Source organism: Salmonella sp. SAL04214, from assembly GCF_046550615.1.
GTDB lineage: Bacteria > Pseudomonadota > Gammaproteobacteria > Enterobacterales > Enterobacteriaceae > Salmonella > Salmonella enterica.
Genome location: NZ_JBGDXT010000002.1, coordinates 380881 through 398766, shown reverse-complemented (window position 1 = coordinate 398766; position 17886 = coordinate 380881). Strand labels below are relative to the sequence as shown.

General features: G+C 51.9%; 13 protein-coding genes. 2 read left to right on the top strand and 11 right to left on the bottom strand.

Features of this window, described 5'->3' with window-relative positions:
• Positions 1 to 3: 3 nt before the first annotated feature.
• The 6 genes from pmrA to melR all read right to left on the bottom strand — a co-directional run bounded on the left by pmrA (position 4) and on the right by melR (position 8414).
• Positions 4 to 672: a two-component system response regulator PmrA gene (gene pmrA / locus ACLJQD_RS05135; protein ID WP_000697899.1), complete on the bottom strand. Its 669-nt coding sequence runs from the start codon at positions 670 to 672 to the stop codon at positions 4 to 6.
• Positions 669 to 2312: a phosphoethanolamine transferase EptA gene (gene eptA / locus ACLJQD_RS05130; RefSeq protein ID WP_017441236.1), complete on the bottom strand. Its 1644-nt coding sequence runs from the start codon at positions 2310 to 2312 to the stop codon at positions 669 to 671. The genes pmrA and eptA overlap by 4 nt, the downstream gene beginning before the upstream one ends.
• A gap of 133 nt (positions 2313 to 2445) precedes the next feature.
• Positions 2446 to 3783, bottom strand: coding sequence for an arginine/agmatine antiporter (gene adiC / locus ACLJQD_RS05125; protein WP_000093130.1), 1338 nt, complete (start codon positions 3781 to 3783; stop codon positions 2446 to 2448).
• A 139-nt stretch (positions 3784 to 3922) separates the two neighbouring features.
• Positions 3923 to 4684 (bottom strand): AraC family transcriptional regulator, encoded by a 762-nt coding sequence (locus ACLJQD_RS05120; RefSeq protein ID WP_001217083.1) that lies wholly within the window; start codon positions 4682 to 4684, stop codon positions 3923 to 3925.
• A gap of 297 nt (positions 4685 to 4981) precedes the next feature.
• Positions 4982 to 7249, bottom strand: a complete 2268-nt coding sequence (gene adiA, locus ACLJQD_RS05115; protein WP_001538051.1) for an arginine decarboxylase — start codon at positions 7247 to 7249, stop codon at positions 4982 to 4984.
• A gap of 232 nt (positions 7250 to 7481) precedes the next feature.
• The gene (gene melR, locus ACLJQD_RS05110; protein ID WP_000106992.1) at positions 7482 to 8414 is read right to left on the bottom strand and encodes a transcriptional regulator MelR; all 933 of its coding nucleotides are present in this window, start codon (positions 8412 to 8414) and stop codon (positions 7482 to 7484) included.
• A gap of 268 nt (positions 8415 to 8682) precedes the next feature.
• Between melR and melA the strand changes: the two genes are divergently transcribed.
• Both melA and melB read left to right on the top strand, forming a co-directional pair.
• Positions 8683 to 10038 carry an alpha-galactosidase gene (gene melA / locus ACLJQD_RS05105; protein WP_001527488.1) on the top strand — a complete coding sequence of 452 codons (1356 nt, stop codon included), beginning with the start codon at positions 8683 to 8685 and terminating at the stop codon, positions 10036 to 10038.
• 83 nt (positions 10039 to 10121) lie between these two features.
• A complete protein-coding gene (gene melB, locus ACLJQD_RS05100; RefSeq protein WP_000028070.1) occupies positions 10122 to 11552 on the top strand; it encodes a melibiose:sodium transporter MelB in 1431 nt (476 codons plus the stop codon).
• A gap of 88 nt (positions 11553 to 11640) precedes the next feature.
• Here the strand turns inward: melB and fumA are convergent, their stop codons facing one another.
• From fumA to ACLJQD_RS05075, 5 genes are all read right to left on the bottom strand, one after another.
• Complete coding sequence (fumA, locus tag ACLJQD_RS05095) at positions 11641 to 13287, bottom strand: class I fumarate hydratase FumA (RefSeq protein WP_000037187.1); 1647 nt, start codon at positions 13285 to 13287, stop codon at positions 11641 to 11643.
• A 95-nt stretch (positions 13288 to 13382) separates the two neighbouring features.
• Positions 13383 to 14723, bottom strand: a complete 1341-nt coding sequence (gene dcuB, locus ACLJQD_RS05090) for an anaerobic C4-dicarboxylate transporter DcuB (RefSeq protein WP_000899149.1) — start codon at positions 14721 to 14723, stop codon at positions 13383 to 13385.
• A gap of 146 nt (positions 14724 to 14869) precedes the next feature.
• A complete protein-coding gene (locus ACLJQD_RS05085; protein WP_024137308.1) occupies positions 14870 to 15136 on the bottom strand; it encodes a hypothetical protein in 267 nt (88 codons plus the stop codon).
• Between the two features lie 316 nt (positions 15137 to 15452).
• Positions 15453 to 16172 (bottom strand): two-component system response regulator DcuR, encoded by a 720-nt coding sequence (gene dcuR / locus ACLJQD_RS05080; RefSeq protein ID WP_000611307.1) that lies wholly within the window; start codon positions 16170 to 16172, stop codon positions 15453 to 15455.
• The gene (locus ACLJQD_RS05075; protein ID WP_000682902.1) at positions 16169 to 17800 is read right to left on the bottom strand and encodes a sensor histidine kinase; all 1632 of its coding nucleotides are present in this window, start codon (positions 17798 to 17800) and stop codon (positions 16169 to 16171) included. The genes dcuR and ACLJQD_RS05075 overlap by 4 nt, the downstream gene beginning before the upstream one ends.
• Positions 17801 to 17886: the final 86 nt, after the last annotated feature.

Sequence of the window (17886 nt, the reverse complement as noted above, 5' to 3'; positions counted from 1 at the left end):
CACTTAGCTTTCCTCAGTGGCAACCAGCATGTAGCCAAACCCGCGAACCGTGCGAATGCGCGACTTGCCGACTTTGTCGCGCAAATTATGTATATGCACTTCCAGAGTGTTGGTCGAGGGTTCGTTATCCCAGTTGTAGATATCGTTATAAAGAATTTCCCGGTGCACCGGACTGCCTGCCTTGAGCATCAACCGTGAGAGCAACGCGTACTCCTTAGGCGTCAGGGTCAGTTCCTGTCCATCCCTCCATGCCTGATGGCGGCCTATATTGAGCGTCAGATTGCCAACCGTCAGTTCACTTTCACCCTGATTATTATGGCGGCGCAGCAGCGCGCGGATGCGGGCGTGCAACTCCTCCAGGGCGAAGGGTTTTACCAGATAATCATCTGCGCCGACATCCAGCCCGGTAATGCGATCGTTGAGCGTATCGCGGGCGGTCAGAATGAGTACCGGCAGGGTGTATTTTTTCTGTCGGATTCGCGTCAGGAAATGCAGGCCATCCTCATCGGGCAGCCCTAAATCCAGCACCATCAGACTGTAATGACCAGACTCCAGACTATGCTCGGCGGCACGCGCTGTCGAAACGCCATCACACGCATAGCCTTCGGTTTGCGCGGCGAGTATTAACCCCTGTAATAATAGCGTGTCGTCTTCAACAATCAGTATCTTCATTCGCTTAGTCTCCTGCACGGTTGCAGAATATCATCTGCGGCCTGGTAATACGTCGTTTGTACGCCGGTTAATCCCAGCATGGTTGAGAAAAGATTGTCCTGTGAATAATCCAGCGTGCTCGCCCGTTTTTGCAGGCAGGCCTGATCCACCTGATAACGCTGTTGATAATCTTTAGAAAGCCAAATGAGCATCGGGACATGTTTTTGCGTATCCGGCGCAATGGAATACGGCAAACCGTGTAAATAAACGCCATTTTCACCCAATGATTCGCCGTGATCGGAAAGATAGACCAGGCTGGTGGTGAATTTATCCTGATGAGATTTCAGCAGGTTAATGGCTTTATCTACAATATAGTCCACGTACAGCACGGTATTATCATAGGTGTTGATCAACTGCTCTTGGGAACAGTTCTGAATTTCGTTAGTGTCACAGGTTGGGGTAAATTTTTTAAACTGCGGTGGATAACGGTTGTAATAGGTTGGGCCGTGGCTGCCGATGGTATGTAATACAATAACGCCATCGCCTTTCAAATGGTCGATATAGTCTTCCAGACCGTGAAATAACACTTCATCGTAGCACTCGCCGTCGATACATTGTCCGGGCAGGTTTAGCTCGGTGACATTTTGATGCGGAACGCGATCGCATGCGCCTTTACAGCCGCCGTCATTATCATTCCACAGTACGTTAATCCCCGCGCGCTGGATAATATCCAGCAGCCCTTCCTGGTGATGCGCCAGCTCTTCGTCATAATGTTTGCGCGGCATATCAGAAAACATGCAGGGAACGGAGATCGCGGTCGCCGTACCGCAAGAGGTGGTATGCGGGAAGTAGATCACATCGTCTTTCGCCAGCCGCGGATTGGTGTCGCGCGGATAGCCGCCAAGAGAGAAATCATCGCCGCGCGAGGTTTCGCCAACGATGAGAATCGTCAGGTTTTTGCGATCGCCTTTCAGCATTAATGGATTGCGATGGGCATCCTCGCCAATGCGTACCAGCGGCAAATTCGCCAGCCGTTGATGCGAATACCATGACCAACTGGCGACAATACTGTTCGATGGGCTTAACGCTTTGATCAACTGTTTATTATTTCGAAATAGCGAGGCGTAATCTTTATAGAAAAAGGCGGCGACCAGAATAACTAATAAAATAGAGATCAGGACGCTGACCAGGCGGTAAAGCCCGCTACGTAAGCGCGGCGTCGCCGGACGGATTTTGACCCAGAAGGCAATCACGGCTGCCAGAACGCCGCTTAATCCCAGAGTCAGCACCATTTGCGGCGTCATCAGCGCAAAGGTTTCCGCGGGCGTGGTATCCATCATATTGGCGATCATGGAGCGATCGATGATGATGCCGTAAGTCAAAATAAAATACTGCGCGGCAGCGCCGACCAGAATAAAAACGCAGGCCAGCAGTCGGTTTAGCCAAATAAATGAGGCCAGCGTCAGCACACTATTGACCACGCTAAACGCGACGACCGGCATGGAAATAAACACCAGTACATTGCGCAGCGAGTTTAACGGTAGGTCTTGTAGTACCTGCTTGTAGAACGCAATGTTCAGGCAGACGGCAATATAAAAGGAAAAAAGCAGAAGCCAGGCGATTTGCCCAAGAACAGGTCTTTTAAGAAAGCGCTTTAACATGTTGATGCGTCCATCGATTCGGTGACGCTAATCGTGACAAAGTAAAATTAAGTGAACCTTAAGAACTTAATGTTGGTGGTGGCCGGATAACCTGCGCTATCCGGCCTGTTGCGATAACATTAACTACACGTGGTCAATCCTGTTTAACCGGCGCATCCAGCGGATACGGGTTTTTGTGAATGCGGTTGTAGTTCAACGCATACAGCGCGGTGATCACCATCAACGTGACGAACGACCACATCACTTCTTTGGCGCCGGAACCGATGACCGCCCAGATGCAATACACAAACGCGACGAAGGTGATCAGCAGATACAGCGGGCGCGCTTTACCAAAGTGACCGTGGCCCAACAGCAACAGCGCGGCACAGGTGTAAAGATAAGGCACCAGGGTGAAGATAACCGACACGGAGGAGACCAGACCAAACTCTTTCGCGGCGTTCGGCGACATACTGCTGAACTGGAAGATAGTCATCAGCACGCCGACGATAAGCAACCCAGCCACTGGCGTACCGGCTTTATTAACCCGCGCGAAGATCGGCGGGAAGAGACCATCGTCCGCCGCCGCTTTTGCGGTTTGACCGGCAAGCAGCGTCCAGCCGCCGAGAGAGCCCAGGCAACCTGCTGCCGCACAGAAGGAAACAATAGCCCCTGCGGTATCGCCCAGCGCCATACGCGCCGCGTCACCGAAAGGCGATGCCGACACACGCAGCGCCGCGTTGGGGATCATCCCCATAATCGCCGTTGTGGAGAGCACATAGCAGACGGCGGCGATCAGTACCCCGCCGATGGTGGCGATAGGCACGTTGCGTTTCGGGTTTTTGACCACCCCGGCCGCAACGGAGGCGCTTTCTACCCCGATGAATGACCATAGCGTGACGTTCAACGTGCTTTGAATCGCCCCGAAAGTATTCATGCCGCTCACGTTCCAGGCCGCCATATAGGTTTCGCCTTTAAACCAGAACCAGCCGAAGACCGCAATCCCTACGATAGGCACCAGCGCCAGTACGGTGGCGACGGCCTGTACGCGGGTAATCATTTTCGGCCCGACGATGTTCAGCAGAACAAAAATCCACAGCACCGCGACGCAGGTAAGCGTTAATACCAGCGGATCTTTCAGAATCGGGAAGAAATAGCTCAGATAGCCGACGCCGATAACGACCATCGCGATATTACCGATCCAGCATGCCAGCCAGTACAGCACGTTCGTTTGATAGCCCAAAAACGGCCCGAAGCAGCGGCGTGCGTAGGCATAAGAACCGCCGGGACTGGGATCTAAGGACGACATTTTGGCATAAACCATCGACAGCGCCAGGGCGCCGATGATAGTGACCAGCCATCCGTAGATTGCAATCCCGCCAGTGGCCGCCAGGTTGGCAGGGAGTAAGAATACCCCTGAACCCATAATATTCCCCGATACCATTAAGGTGACGGGGATTAGGCCCACTTTGTGAGCATCAGCATCCGAAGACATAATTTGGACTCCTGAAAAGGTGACTTCGTTACGATAAATTACGTCGTATCATACCCCCTCAGAATGCCGCTGAATTATGTCGGAGACGGGTTATCGCCAATGCTGTTATTATCGTGTCTTATCGTTGAGTGTAGAAAAATTAGGCAGCCGATCGTTCCCGATGTTGGCTAACATAATGCAGGGGGGTCATACCATAAAACTCTTTAAACACGGAAATAAAGTACGATGTGCTGTTATACCCACACAGCTGTGAGACTTGAGAGATATTCTTTCCGTCCATTAATAATTGGTTTACGGCATAACGCATTCGGCAGGTCGTGATTATTTGGCTATAACTGGTATTCTCGTTTTTGAGCTTTTTCTTTAACAAGCTTGGACTCAGGCACAGGCAGCTGGCAACGGCGCTCAGATTCCAGTCTTTATGAATATCGCTCTGAATGATGTGGTAAACGCTGTCACTGATGCGGCTGCGCAGCATGTGCATTAACAAAGAAATAAATTTTTTGTGGTCAAGAAAGCGGGATAAAACGGTGAAAAGGAGCGCACGGGTACGTTCACTAACAATTTCATCCGGTGTTTCCATCGCGCTGTAGCGGGCGGCGACCCTGAAGATATCCGGCGTCAGACAGTTGGCGGTCAATAAGGGATCGGCGTTGCGTTGCCAGACGGGAAGGTGTGAGAGATCTTTATTCAGGAATTGTAAATAGTCTTTAATATTATTGCGACTAACTTGTATTACTAGCACGCTATTTAATGATGAAATGTCAATAACGTTATTTTCACAAGCCAGAATGGCCATATAATTCGCTTTTAAACTGATTGGCTCCTTACCATTTACTCGTAACCATGTATCTTTTTCGGTTAATAACACTATGCAAGGCTCGTTGCTGCAAATCCTCATACCCGAACTCCTGGAATATGAACATAAAAGACCGGATCTCGCCAAACGGGAGAGATAACGGGGACTGAGTCAATTGTGTGATGAATTGAAACTGCACTAAAATAACTTTCCTGAATAATATTACAATATTTGTACGATGAATTAGGGTGTACAAAAAGTTGTACGCGAGTGGCAACTTGTCATTTTTGTATAAAAAAAGCGCGGGATGGGGCCCGCGCAAAAAGGTATGACAGTATTATTGTTTTGCAGCAATACTCAGGGAATACATGCCATCCTCAAAAAAAAGACTCTTTGTGATTAGGCTTTCACGCACATAACGTGATATACGCCATCAATAATTTCCGTGCCTTCGGTTTCATGCTCAAAGCCAGGGAAGTGATGATCCCAGGATTGCAGTGAGCGTAAGTAACCCACCTGCGGACTGTTTTCATCGCCAAAGTTTTCACCGGAGAGCAACATCGGGATGCCTGGCGGGTAAGGAATAACGGAGTTCGCCGCAATGCGACCCGGTAGATTTTCAATCGCCACCATTTCAATATTGTCGTTCACGATCGCGTTGTAGGCGTCGCGCGGGGTAATCTCCGCAACCGGCAGGGTGGAATAGGCGGCGTTGAGACGGGCGCCCGGGTTATTTTCACGTAGCCAGGCAAACATTTTATCGCCCAGGTCATGAATACCCATGTTCGCGTAAGTGTCAGGATAATCCTGCACCAGTTCCGGCATCACCTGCGCCAGCGGCGTATTCGCGTCGTAATGATGTTTGAAGGAGCACAGCGTGTTGATCAGCGTTCCCCATTTCCCGCGAGTTACCCCCATAGAGAACAGGAACATAATCTGAAAGTCGGTGGTGCGGGTCGGCACGATACCGTGGCGGCCAAGCCATGCTGTGACCAGCGCAGCAGGTACGCCGGATGCTTCCAGTTCGCCATCGTCGCCCATACCCGGCGCCAGGATACTGACTTTAATCGGGTCCAGCATACTCCAGTTATCCGGCAGGTCTTTAAAGCCGTGCCAGGTTTCCCCGGGGCGCATGACCCAGCAGTTCTGGTCGGTGGCCAGCAGTTTTGCCGGCGCGTCGGCGAAGTCATATGTTTTACCGGTTTGTGGATCGGTGACGACGTCTTTATTCCACGGTTTAAAGAACCAGTCGCCTTCATCGGTAAACTCTTTATAAAGACGCGCCATCGCCTGACGGAAATCAACCGCTTCGTCAATTACCTCTTGAGTCAGGGACAGGCCGCTGTTACCGTCCATCATCGATACCGCCACATCGTTGGATGCGCAGATGGCATATAACGGAGAGGTGGTGGCATGCATCATATATGCCTGGTTGAAGCGGGAGAAATTCACCGCGCCACGGCCTTCACGGACGTGAATGTAGGAAGCTTGTGAAAGCGCATTCAGTAATTTGTGCGTGGAGTGGGTGGCAAACACGGTCGGACCGTTATGGTCGCCTGGCTCGCCGCGCATCGCGTAGTGATCGCAATAAATCGGGTTGAAGCGCGCATAGCCGTACCATGCTTCGTCGAAGTGAATGCGATCGCTGGTTTTTGCCAGCAGATCCTGCGCCTCTTTGGCGTTATAGCATACGCCGTCATAGGTACAGTTGGTCACTACGCTGTAAGACGGTTTCTGTCCGGCTTTAGTTTTGGTCAGCGGGCTGGCGCTGATTTTTTTCTGCAAGGTTTCAGGCTGCATTTCCTGCGGGTAGATTGGCCCGATAATGCCGTAACGGTTACGGCTTGGCACCATATATACCGGTTTGGCCCCAGTGAGGATCAGCCCCTGCTCGATGGATTTATGGCAGTTACGATCCAGTACAACGACATCATTATCCGTCATACAGGCCTGCATAATAGTACGGTTAGAACCGGAGGTCCCGACAACCACGGACCAGGAGCGGTCAGCACCGAATACGCGGGCGGCGTTTTTCTCGCTTTCGCCAAACGCGCCGGTATGGTCGAGGAGTGAACCGAGCGTGGTACGCTCAATCCCCATATCGCTGCGGAACAGGTTTTCGCCATAATAATCGTGATAAAAGCGACCGGCAGGCGTTTTAGTGAAACCGACGCCGCCCTGGTGTCCCGGCGCCGCCCATGAATATTCATGAATGTCGCTGTATTTCATCAACGCGTTAAACAGCGGCGGTAACAGTTGCTGGCGATACCGGGTCATGGCGGCAACGGCGCGTCCGGCGATAAAGTCAGCGGTGTCTTCCAGAATCCAGGCGAATTCATCGACAAGCTCCAGCAGGTCGCGGTCCAGCGATGCCGTCGCTTTTTCCCTGTCGCCTAACAGGAAAACGGGCACGTTTTGCTGACGCTCGTGAAGCTTACCGATCAATTGCCTGACGCTCAGGTGCTCATCCGGTTGTTCCATTTGGTAGCTAAACATCAGACAGTCAATGGCTTCGTTCGCGGACAAGATGGCATAGCCGTCATCGAAGGATGTCGATTTAATGACGGTAACATTTTGTTGGCTCAAGGCATCCGCCAGACGCTCAACCGCGTTGCCAACCCAGGTGTCCTGATGCAGAAACTCACTTTCAACAATTAATACTTTCATCATCTTTTACCCGGTTGTGGAGGCCGTGCAATTTACGCCTTGCCGACCCGCCGTATGAATGTGACGTGGGCAAGTATTACCCCGTCAAATAGGGGGTGTAAAGTGATGGAATAATGGTCAGTTATTGATATTTATTTTTAATAAACAATGGGTTAATTATTGATGGCGAGCGATTTCACCCGCGGTTTATCGACAGGTGAATTATTTTTTTGGCTGATAGTGGTATCCGGCTTTAGCCGGGCATCGTCTGGCGTCGTTGCTGACTTAGCTTGCGGTATTGTTGCGGCGACATACCGACAAATTTGCTAAAAGTACTGTAAAAACGGCTGCTGGATCGGAACCCGGCTGTCAGAGCGACATCGAGGATCGTTTTGTCAGTATCGCTCAATAAGGCACGTACGTGATTGATGCGCATCGCCGTGATGTACTGCTTCATCGTCAATTGCATAACCCGCTGGAATATTCCCATCGCGTAATTAGCATTGAGTTTGACATGCTCCGCGACGTCGTTAATGGTGAGCGCCTGATCGTAGTTATCGGCAATAAATCCCAGCATCTGGCTTACGTAAAACTGCGCATGGCGTGAGACGCTATTCTTGTGGGTGCGTGATGTTTTATTGAGCAAAATGGGCTGCCAGCCGGAAAGGCTAAAGCGTTTAAGCATCAGGCCGATTTCATCGATCGCCAACTGGCGAATTTGCTCATTCGGGCTGCTTGTTTCCTGCTGCCAGCGCAACACTTCAAAGGTGCTAAGCTGCTGGGTCGCCAGTGATTTAACCACCATCCCGTGCGTGACATGGTTGATAAGATCGCGATCCAGCGGCCAGGAGAGAAACAGGTGCATCGGCAAACTGAAAATCGCCATCTGGCGGCAGTTGCCGGGGCGGGTAAGCTGGTGTGGCGTACAGGCCCAAAACAGGGTGATATGTCCCTGCTTTATCTGCACGACTTCATTGTTGATTAAATACTCCACATCGCCGTCAAACGGAACATTCACTTCTACTTGCCCATGCCAGTGACTGCTGGCCATTCTGTGCGGCGGCCTCAGTTCAACGTCCAGTCGTTGATATTCGGAATAGAGCGACAGCGGGCTACGGGTTTGCTTTTCATCGCCGTTGCACATGTGCGGGTCGGGCGGGAGGAGGGATATTGCTTGCGTACTCATCGTCACTCCATTTCCTGAATTATCAGAATTATGCCCCTTTAGCCGGGAGGAAACCGGGAATCCGGACACAGAATCCGTCGATATTGTAGAGCGTAGCCTGACTATCAGGCCGAATACTCTGCTTTTTACGCCATTTTGTCCCAAAAACTCAGATCTTCCGCGCGTCAGCATACGATCTGAGTTTTCGGGAATGCTCATCGGGGAAGACGGAGGTTTTCACCGGGAACGCGTGCCACCATGAAGGTGTTCACTACTGTTCTGGAGAGTCATGATGACGGCACCCAAAATTACCTTTATCGGCGCAGGTTCTACGATTTTCGTCAAAAATATCCTCGGCGATGTGTTTCACCGCGAGGCGCTAAAATCAGCGCATGTCGCCCTGATGGATATTGACGAAACCCGGCTGGAAGAGTCGCACATTGTGGTACGGAAACTGATGGACTCAGCGGGCGCTTCTGGCCGGATTACCTGCCATACCAACCAGAAAGCGGCGCTACAGGATGCGGATTTCGTGGTGGTCGCCTTTCAGATTGGCGGCTATGAACCCTGCACCGTGACCGATTTTGAGGTTTGTAAGCGTCATGGCCTGGAACAGACGATCGCCGATACGCTGGGGCCGGGCGGCATTATGCGCGCGCTGCGGACTATCCCGCATCTGTGGCGGATTTGCGAAGACATGACGGAAGTCTGTCCGAAGGCCACCATGCTCAATTACGTCAACCCGATGGCGATGAATACCTGGGCGATGTATGCCCGCTATCCGCATATCAAACAGGTCGGCCTGTGCCATTCGGTACAGGGAACGGCGGAAGAACTGGCGCGCGACCTGAATATCGATCCCGCCTCGCTGCGCTACCGCTGCGCCGGCATTAACCACATGGCGTTTTACCTCGAACTGGAGCGCAAAACGGCTGACGGGACTTATGTCGATCTCTATCCTGAATTGCTGGCGGCCTATGACGCCGGACAGGCACCGAAGCCCAATATTCACGGCAATGAACGCTGCCAGAACATTGTGCGCTATGAGATGTTCAAAAAGTTGGGCTACTTCGTCACCGAGTCATCAGAGCATTTTGCCGAGTACACGCCGTGGTTTATTAAACCGGGACGCGAGGATCTGATTGCGCGCTACAAGGTGCCGCTGGATGAATATCCGAAACGCTGCGTAGAACAACTGGCGAACTGGCATAAAGAGCTGGAGGAGTATAAAACCGCCGAGCGTATCGACATCAAACCGTCCCGCGAGTACGCCAGCACCATTATGAACGCTCTGTGGACCGGCGAGCCGAGCGTGATTTACGGCAATGTGCGTAACGAGGGGCTGATTGATAACCTGCCGCAGGGAAGCTGCGTGGAAGTGGCTTGTCTGGTGGATGCCAACGGCATTCAACCGACGAAGGTGGGGACGATCCCTTCTCATCTGGCGGCGATGATGCAGACCAACATCAACGTGCAAACGCTGTTGACCGAAGCCATCCTCACGGAAAACCGCGATCGCGTGTATCACGCGGCGATGATGGACCCTCATACCGCAGCGGTGCTGGGTATCGAAGAAATCTATGCGTTGGTTGACGATCTGATCGCCGCGCATGGCGACTGGCTTCCGGCCTGGTTACGCCGTTAATCTCCAGCCGCGCTGGACGGCAGATCCGGCGTTTAACCTCTACTAACAGAAGGCGGGCGCTGGTAACAGCGACCCGGTACCCTATGAGCATCTCTCTGACAACAAAGCTGAGTTACGGGTTCGGTGCGTTTGGTAAGGATTTCGCCATCGGCATTGTGTATATGTACCTGATGTATTACTACACCGATGTGGTGGGACTCTCGGTCGGCCTCGTCGGCACCCTCTTTCTGGTCGCGCGAATCTGGGATGCGATAAACGATCCCATCATGGGCTGGATTGTCAACGCCACGCGTTCGCGGTGGGGGAAATTTAAGCCGTGGATATTGATCGGCACCTTAACCAATTCGCTGGTGCTTTTCCTGCTGTTCAGCGCCCATCTTTTTGAGGGAACCGCGCAGGTTGTATTTGTCTGCGTAACTTACATCCTGTGGGGCATGACGTATACCATTATGGATATCCCATTTTGGTCGCTGGTGCCGACCATTACGCTTGATAAGCGAGAACGCGAACAACTGGTGCCGTTCCCGCGTTTCTTCGCCAGTCTGGCTGGCTTCGTCACTGCCGGTATAACGCTGCCGTTTGTGAACTACGTTGGCGGAGCGGATCGTGGGTTCGGCTTTCAGATGTTTACGCTGGTACTGATTGCGTTTTTTATCGCCTCGACTATCGTGACATTACGCAACGTACATGAGGTGTACTCCTCCGACAACGGAGTAACGGCGGGCCGCCCACATCTGACGTTAAAAACGATCGTTGGATTGATATACAAAAACGATCAGCTCTCTTGCCTGTTGGGAATGGCGCTGGCGTATAACATTGCCTCTAATATTATCAATGGCTTTGCGATCTACTACTTCACCTATGTGATTGGCGATGCCGATCTTTTTCCCTATTACCTTTCTTACGCCGGCGCGGCGAATCTGTTGACGCTGATTGTCTTCCCCCGGCTGGTGAAAATGTTATCGCGGCGGATATTGTGGGCGGGCGCCTCCGTGATGCCCGTTCTGAGTTGCGCAGGGCTCTTCGCGATGGCGTTGGCGGATGTCCATAATGCCGCTTTAATCGTGGCGGCGGGTATTTTCCTGAATATCGGGACCGCGCTCTTTTGGGTGCTTCAGGTGATCATGGTGGCGGATACGGTCGATTATGGGGAATTTAAGCTCAATATTCGCTGCGAGAGTATCGCTTATTCCGTACAGACGATGGTCGTGAAGGGCGGCTCGGCGTTTGCGGCGTTCTTTATCGCTCTGGTGCTGGGGCTGATTGGCTACACGCCGAACGTGGCGCAGTCTGCGCAAACCCTGCAGGGGATGCAGTTTATTATGATTGTCCTGCCGGTACTGTTTTTCATGATGACGTTGGTTCTCTACTTCCGCTACTACCGTTTGAACGGCGATATGCTGCGCAAGATTCAGATCCACCTGCTGGATAAATACCGGAAAACGCCGCCATTCGTCGAACAGCCGGATAGCCCGGCGATTTCTGTGGTAGCGACCAGCGATGTAAAAGCGTGAGCATGGTCTCTCGTGCAGGCCGGATAAGCGTAGCGCCATCCGGCAATTAACCGATAACGCGGCCCGGGTGAACGCCGGGCCTGCCAGGTTATTTCGCGCAGTTAGCGCACTGTTTGCTGACAATCTGCTGGAAGAAATCGTTGCCTTTGTCATCCACCAGGATAAAGGCCGGGAAATCTTCTACTTCAATTTTCCAGATAGCTTCCATGCCGAGTTCCGGATACTCGACGCACTCCAGATGCTTAATGCTCTGCTGTGCCAGTACCGCCGCCGGGCCGCCGATACTGCCCAAATAAAAGCCGCCATGTTTTTTACAGGCATCCGTGACCTGCTGACTACGGTTGCCTTTCGCCAGCATGATCATACTGCCGCCGTGGGATTGCAGCAGATCGACATAAGAGTCCATTCGGCCTGCGGTGGTGGGGCCTAATGAGCCAGATGGATAACCTGCCGGCGTTTTTGCCGGACCTGCGTAATAGATGGGATGGTCTTTAATATACTGCGGCAGGTCTTCGCCGGATTCAATACGCTCTTTTAGCTTCGCGTGGGCGATATCGCGACCTACGATAATGGTGCCCGTCAGCGACAGACGAGTCGAGACCGGGTACTGCGATAGCTGGGCGAGGATCTCTTTCATCGGACGGTTGAGATCGACTTTCACCGCGTCGCCTTCGCCCGCCTGACGCAGCGCTGGCGGAATATACTGGCCCGGATTGTGTTCCAGTTTTTCGATCCAGATGCCTTCGCGGTTGATTTTCGCTTTGATGTTACGGTCTGCCGAGCAGGAGACGCCCATCCCCACCGGACAGGAAGCGCCGTGACGCGGCAGGCGAATTACGCGAATATCGTGGGCGAAATATTTCCCGCCGAACTGGGCGCCGAGGCCAAGTTTATGCGCTTCTTCCAGCAGTTCCTGTTCCAGGTGGAGATCGCGGAATGCCTGGCCGTGCTCGTTACCTTCCGTCGGCAGCGCGTCGTAATAGTGGGTGCTGGCGAGTTTAACGGTTTTCAGCGTGCTTTCCGCCGAGGTGCCGCCAATGACAAAGGCGATATGGTATGGCGGACAGGCTGCGGTGCCCAGCGTGCGCATTTTCTCAACGAGGAAGTTTTTCAGCTTGCCTGGGGTGAGCAGCGCTTTGGTCTCCTGATAGAGATACGTTTTGTTTGCTGAACCGCCGCCTTTCGCCACGCAAAGGAACTTGTACTCGTCGCCATCGACGGCATAGAGATCGATTTGCGCTGGCAGGTTGCTGCCGGTATTGACCTCTTTGTACATATCCAGCGGCGCGTTCTGCGAGTAGCGCAGGTTATCTTCGATATAGGTATTAAACACGCCTTTGGAGAGCGCGGCTTCATCACCGCCGCCCGTCCAGACGCGTTGGCCTTTTTTACCCATGATAATCGCCGTGCCGGTATCCTGGCAGGTCGGCAGAATGCCTTTGGCGGCGATTTCGGAGTTTCTCAGGAATTGCAACGCCACATATTTGTCGTTTTCGCTGGCTTCGGGGTCATGGAGAATGGCGGCGACTTGCTGCTGGTGTTCAGGACGGAGCATAAAAGACGCATCATGGAAGGCCTGCTGAGCCAGCAACGTTAACGCCTGCGGCTCAACGTTGAGGATAGATTCTCCATTGAATTCACTGACGCTGACATAATCGGAGGTGAGCAGATAATACTCTGTTTTGTCCTCTCCCATCGGGAAAGGCGCCTGATAGATAAACTCTTTTTTCGACATGTGCTTCCAGCCTAATAGTAAGAAAATGTATTAAGAGCCTCATAGGCCAGGCTCTAAGTCGCGCGCCGCGCATAACCGGGCGGCGCGCGCGGCCATTACAGGAATCCGTACATTGCGGCAAAGATCCAGCCAAAGACGCAGGAGACGCTCACGCCAATCAAACCCGGCAGAATGAAGCTGTGGTTAATGACGAAGCGACCAATACGGGTTGTGCCGGAACGGTCAAACTGAATCGCCGCCAGATCGCTTGGGTAGGTCGGCAGGATATAGTAGCCATAACATGCCGGCGCAGAGGCCACGATATACGCCGGATCGACACCGATAGCCAGCGCGACGGGAACAATCGCCGCCAGCGCCGCTGCCTGGGAGTTAACAAACTTGGAGACCAGCAGCAGAACGATGGCATAGGCCCACGGATACTCTTTGACCATTTCGCCCAGCACGCCCTGAATTTCCGACATATGCGCGCCGAACATGGTTTCCGCCATCCAGGCGATCCCGTATACCGCGACAATCGCAATCATACCGGAACGAAAAACTTCGTTTTTTGAGATAGACGCAGGATTGGTTTTGGTCAGGATGATAATGAGCGCCCCGGTCAGCAGCATGAACATCTGAATGACCAGCACCATCGACAACGGTTTGCCGCCGAAGGTTGGACGTAAGTCGGAGTCCGCGCCCAGGAGAGCGACCACGGCAATCGCCGCCAGGAAGATCCACATCGCCAGCCAGTTGCTTTTCGGCAGTTTTTTATCCAGCAGCGTCGCGGTATCGCCGTACACGTACTGACGGTTTTCCGGTACGGAGATAAATTTCTGAAACGCTTCGTCTTTATCCAGATCTTTACCGCGGAACCAACTAAAAATACCGATTGCCAGGATACCGAGCAGGGTAGACGGGATGGTGATCGACAGCAGATCGAGGAACTCCAGATGTTTTCCGTCAAATGTCACGTTGCCCAGCATCGCTACCAGAGAAACAACGGCGACGGAAACCGGACTGGCGATGATGCCCATTTGCGCGCCGATAGAACTGGCCGCCATTGGACGTTCCGGACGGATATTATTCTTGATCGCCACGTCATAGATAATCGGCAAAATGGTGTAGACCACGTGGCCTGTCCCACACAGAATCGTCAGGGTACAGGTGACGAACGGCGCCACAATAGAGACGTATTTGGGGTTGCGACGCAGCAGCTTTTCGGCAATCTGCAGCATCACATCCAGCCCGCCTGACGCCTGCAACGTTGCCGACGCGGCGACTACCGCGATAATGACCAGCATTACGTCAACGGGCGGTTTACCTGGCTGGAGATGGAAAACAAACACCAGAATGACCAGACCAATACCGCCCAACAACCCGAGCGCGATGCCGCCCTTTCGGGCACCATAAAACAGACATATTAATATTATGAGAAGCTGTATACTAAATAACATTTTTATTTATCCTCGCGATAAACCCAGTCAATTTTGATAAATGGATCACAGCCATCTTCTGATTTGTGTGAATGAGCATCAGGAAATGGCGAATATTCAATGCGCCAGTGGCGACGATTAACGATTAAGCTTTTTACAGAGTTGCTTTAAGTAATTATTTTCTTGCGATGGTGATGTTCAGAGGGAAGCACCCTCTGGCGATGGGCAGGTGGAGTCAGCGAGATCAGTAAATTATGATTTGTCTGTTTTAAAAACAGGCGTTTATTATTTAATTTTTGTGTCTCGCCATCAGGTAAATCACGAGATAAAGCGAACAGAATGTGACTTATGTGATCATTGTCACGCCATTTTTTTAAATTATTAGTATGGCGTGTGGAGACGCGTATCTGCTCACCAATATACGTATTGTCCATAGGCGTAGCACAAGCTCCATTGCTACAAACATAATTTTATTTAAGTGTCAGGAAAATTCCGGACAAATCCCTTTTTTAATAAAAATACACACTCTCGGCATGGGATAATACTTAATTAACTTTTGTTAGCGTTTTGAAATTAAAAACAGCGCAGAGCGCTGTAATAATAGAAAATAACGTTAACAGGCCTGGGTTGAGTATATTTGATCTGACACAATTTCCCAGGTTTGTTATTAATGTGATAGCGTTTTTATTGGCATTGTTATAATAAATGTTACCAGGATATAACGCTTCGCGTCGGCTTTATGCTGTATCCTTACTGACAATATTGTTTCAGTAAAGAGTAATGTTCCGGCTGAACGCGGTAGCGGTAAACCGGCCTGCCGGTCACGCCGTAATGAATACTGGTAAACAAGATATGGCAATTCACCAGCCAGATAAGATATTTACGGCAGGAGACGCGCGAGATATTCACTTCGTTGGCCAACTCGTCGGTAGAAAATTCCTGCTCCTGATGCGCATCAATCCACTGGCATAAGGTGCGTAGCGTTTGCTGCGTCAGCCCTTTTGGCAGCCGACGAGGCTCCTGCTCGCTGGATGAATTACCGTGAATGAGCAGGTCAAGCTCAGACTGTTCGTAATACTGGCGTTTTTCCATCGCCGTTTTCTTACGTAGCCAGCCGGTCAACGCTTCTTCAAAGCGCGTGGCCTGAAAAGGCTTGATCAGATAATCCACCACGCCGTAGTGAAGCGAATCTTTAATGGTGGCGGCGTCAGCGGCAGAAGAAATGACAATAACGTCGCTTTTGCAGCCTGCGCTGTGCAGGACAGGCAGCAGATCCAATCCGTTTTCCTGCTGCATATAGATATCCAGCAGGATTAGGTCAATGTGATTTTCACTGTTGAAGATAAACTCTTTCGCTTTTTCCAGCGTCGAAGCGGTTCCACAACAATGAAAACCGGAGATTTGCGCGACATAGCGGCGATTTAACTCCGCGACCATCGCATCGTCATCGACAATTAATACATTGATCATAGGCTGGTCCTTTCTCCATCCCAGGGTAACTGTACAAAAAATTGTGTGAAGATCCCAGGCTCGGACTCCACGGAAATTACGCCGCCAAGCGCTTCAACCTGCTGTTTAACCAGCGCTAAACCGACGCCGCGTTCGGCGCCTTTCGACGAGACGCCTTTTTCAAAAATCGCCTCGATGCGCTCAGGTTCGATACCCGGACCGTCATCGCTCACTTCGCAATGCAGCCAGCCATGACGGTAGTGTAACGAGACGCTGATTTCGCCGCCGGATTCCTGGCTCAATGCTTCCAGCGCGTTTTCAATCAAATTACCCAGCGCCGTAATCAGCACCGTAACCTGATCTTCATTGTTATTATCCGGTAACTGGCTGTCGCTGCTTATCACCAGGCTGTGCCCGAAATCAGAGGCGCGAGTAATCTTACTGAGCAAAAAGCCAGCGATAATCGGCGACTTTATTTTACCCAGCAGCAAACCGATCTCTTCCTGATAGTTATTGGCCGTCTTGATAATATACGCTTCAAGCTGCTTATAACTCTTCAGGTGCAATAATCCCAGAATCACATGTAATTTGTTCATGAATTCGTGGGATCGTTCACGGAGCGCATCCGCGTAGTTCACCATCCCGTCCAACCTCTGCATCAGTTGGCGAACTTCTGTTTTATCCCTGAAGGTGGATATCGCGCCGATAATTTCGCCGTTGCTGCGCACCGGAACGGTATTCACCAGCAGCAGGCGGCCTTTGACGATGATCTCTTCATCGCGGCGCGGCGTACCGTCACGCAACACTTCGCTAATGTCCACCACCTGCGACCAGGCATGACTCAGGGTGGATAATCTGGCGTCATCCTGCGTTTTTCGATAATCGAGCAGCGCCTGCGCCGCATGGTTAATTAACGTGACTTCGCCGCTATCATCCACGGCGATAACGCCCTCTTTGATTGACTGCAGCATTGCCTGGCGTTGTTCAAACAGGGTTGAGATCTCATAGGGTTCGAGGCCAAACAGGATACGTTTTAGCACCTTGACCAGCGCATACGTGCCTAATAACCCCACCAGAGCGCCGAACAGAATGGACCAGATAATACTGCCGCGGCTATTGTTGATCTGCTGCGTAACGTGACTGAGTTCCAGGCCAATCGCTACCACGCCGATCTGCCGGTGGCGTTCATCATAAACCGGTGTGAAAACGCGCAGCGCTTTGGCAAGAAAGCCGCGATTAATGGCAACGTTTTCCTTTCCCTGCAGCGCGAGCAGAATGTCATCGCCTTTGAACGGTTGACCGATTCGCTGCGTTTCTGGGTGCGAATAACGGATGCCCTGCATGTTGGTCACCACAATAAACAAAAAGCCATTATGCTGGCTCACCGCTTCGGCGAGCGTCTGAATGCCGCTTTCCGCAGGCGGTTTTTTCAGCCCCTCGCGAATTGCCGGAGAGTCCGCCAGCGAGCGAGCCACCGCCAGCGCTTTATCTGCCAGCGCGTCGCGCGTCATGCTGCTGATTTGCGAAAAATAGATCAGATGGACCACAACGAGCACCGAAAACAAAACGGCGCTGACCATCAGAATGACGGTAGTGCCGAGTTTCATGGGGCGTTTGCGTAACGCCCGGCATGGCAGGGAGTGTTTCATAGTGGACCTGAGCGGACGAATCGTAAGGTTATTATCCCTGATGAGGCGTCTAATTCAAAGGTATAGGCGATGTTGCTCCAGTGTTG

Coding starts and splice junctions, on each gene's coding strand:
- fumA (WP_000037187.1), bottom strand. CDS start 13,287: ATGTCGAAAAAAGAGTTTATCTATCAGGCGCCTTTCCCGATGGGAGAG.
- melA (WP_001527488.1), top strand. CDS start 8,683: ATGATGACGGCACCCAAAATTACCTTTATCGGCGCAGGTTCTACGATT.
- dcuR (WP_000611307.1), bottom strand. CDS start 16,172: ATGATCAATGTATTAATTGTCGATGACGATGCGATGGTCGCGGAGTTA.
- adiA (WP_001538051.1), bottom strand. CDS start 7,249: ATGAAAGTATTAATTGTTGAAAGTGAGTTTCTGCATCAGGACACCTGG.
- ACLJQD_RS05120 (WP_001217083.1), bottom strand. CDS start 4,684: ATGAGGATTTGCAGCAACGAGCCTTGCATAGTGTTATTAACCGAAAAA.
- eptA (WP_017441236.1), bottom strand. CDS start 2,312: ATGTTAAAGCGCTTTCTTAAAAGACCTGTTCTTGGGCAAATCGCCTGG.
- melR (WP_000106992.1), bottom strand. CDS start 8,414: ATGAGTACGCAAGCAATATCCCTCCTCCCGCCCGACCCGCACATGTGC.
- ACLJQD_RS05085 (WP_024137308.1), bottom strand. CDS start 15,136: ATGGACAATACGTATATTGGTGAGCAGATACGCGTCTCCACACGCCAT.
- adiC (WP_000093130.1), bottom strand. CDS start 3,783: ATGTCTTCGGATGCTGATGCTCACAAAGTGGGCCTAATCCCCGTCACC.
- melB (WP_000028070.1), top strand. CDS start 10,122: ATGAGCATCTCTCTGACAACAAAGCTGAGTTACGGGTTCGGTGCGTTT.
- ACLJQD_RS05075 (WP_000682902.1), bottom strand. CDS start 17,800: ATGAAACACTCCCTGCCATGCCGGGCGTTACGCAAACGCCCCATGAAA.
- pmrA (WP_000697899.1), bottom strand. CDS start 672: ATGAAGATACTGATTGTTGAAGACGACACGCTATTATTACAGGGGTTA.
- dcuB (WP_000899149.1), bottom strand. CDS start 14,723: ATGTTATTTAGTATACAGCTTCTCATAATATTAATATGTCTGTTTTAT.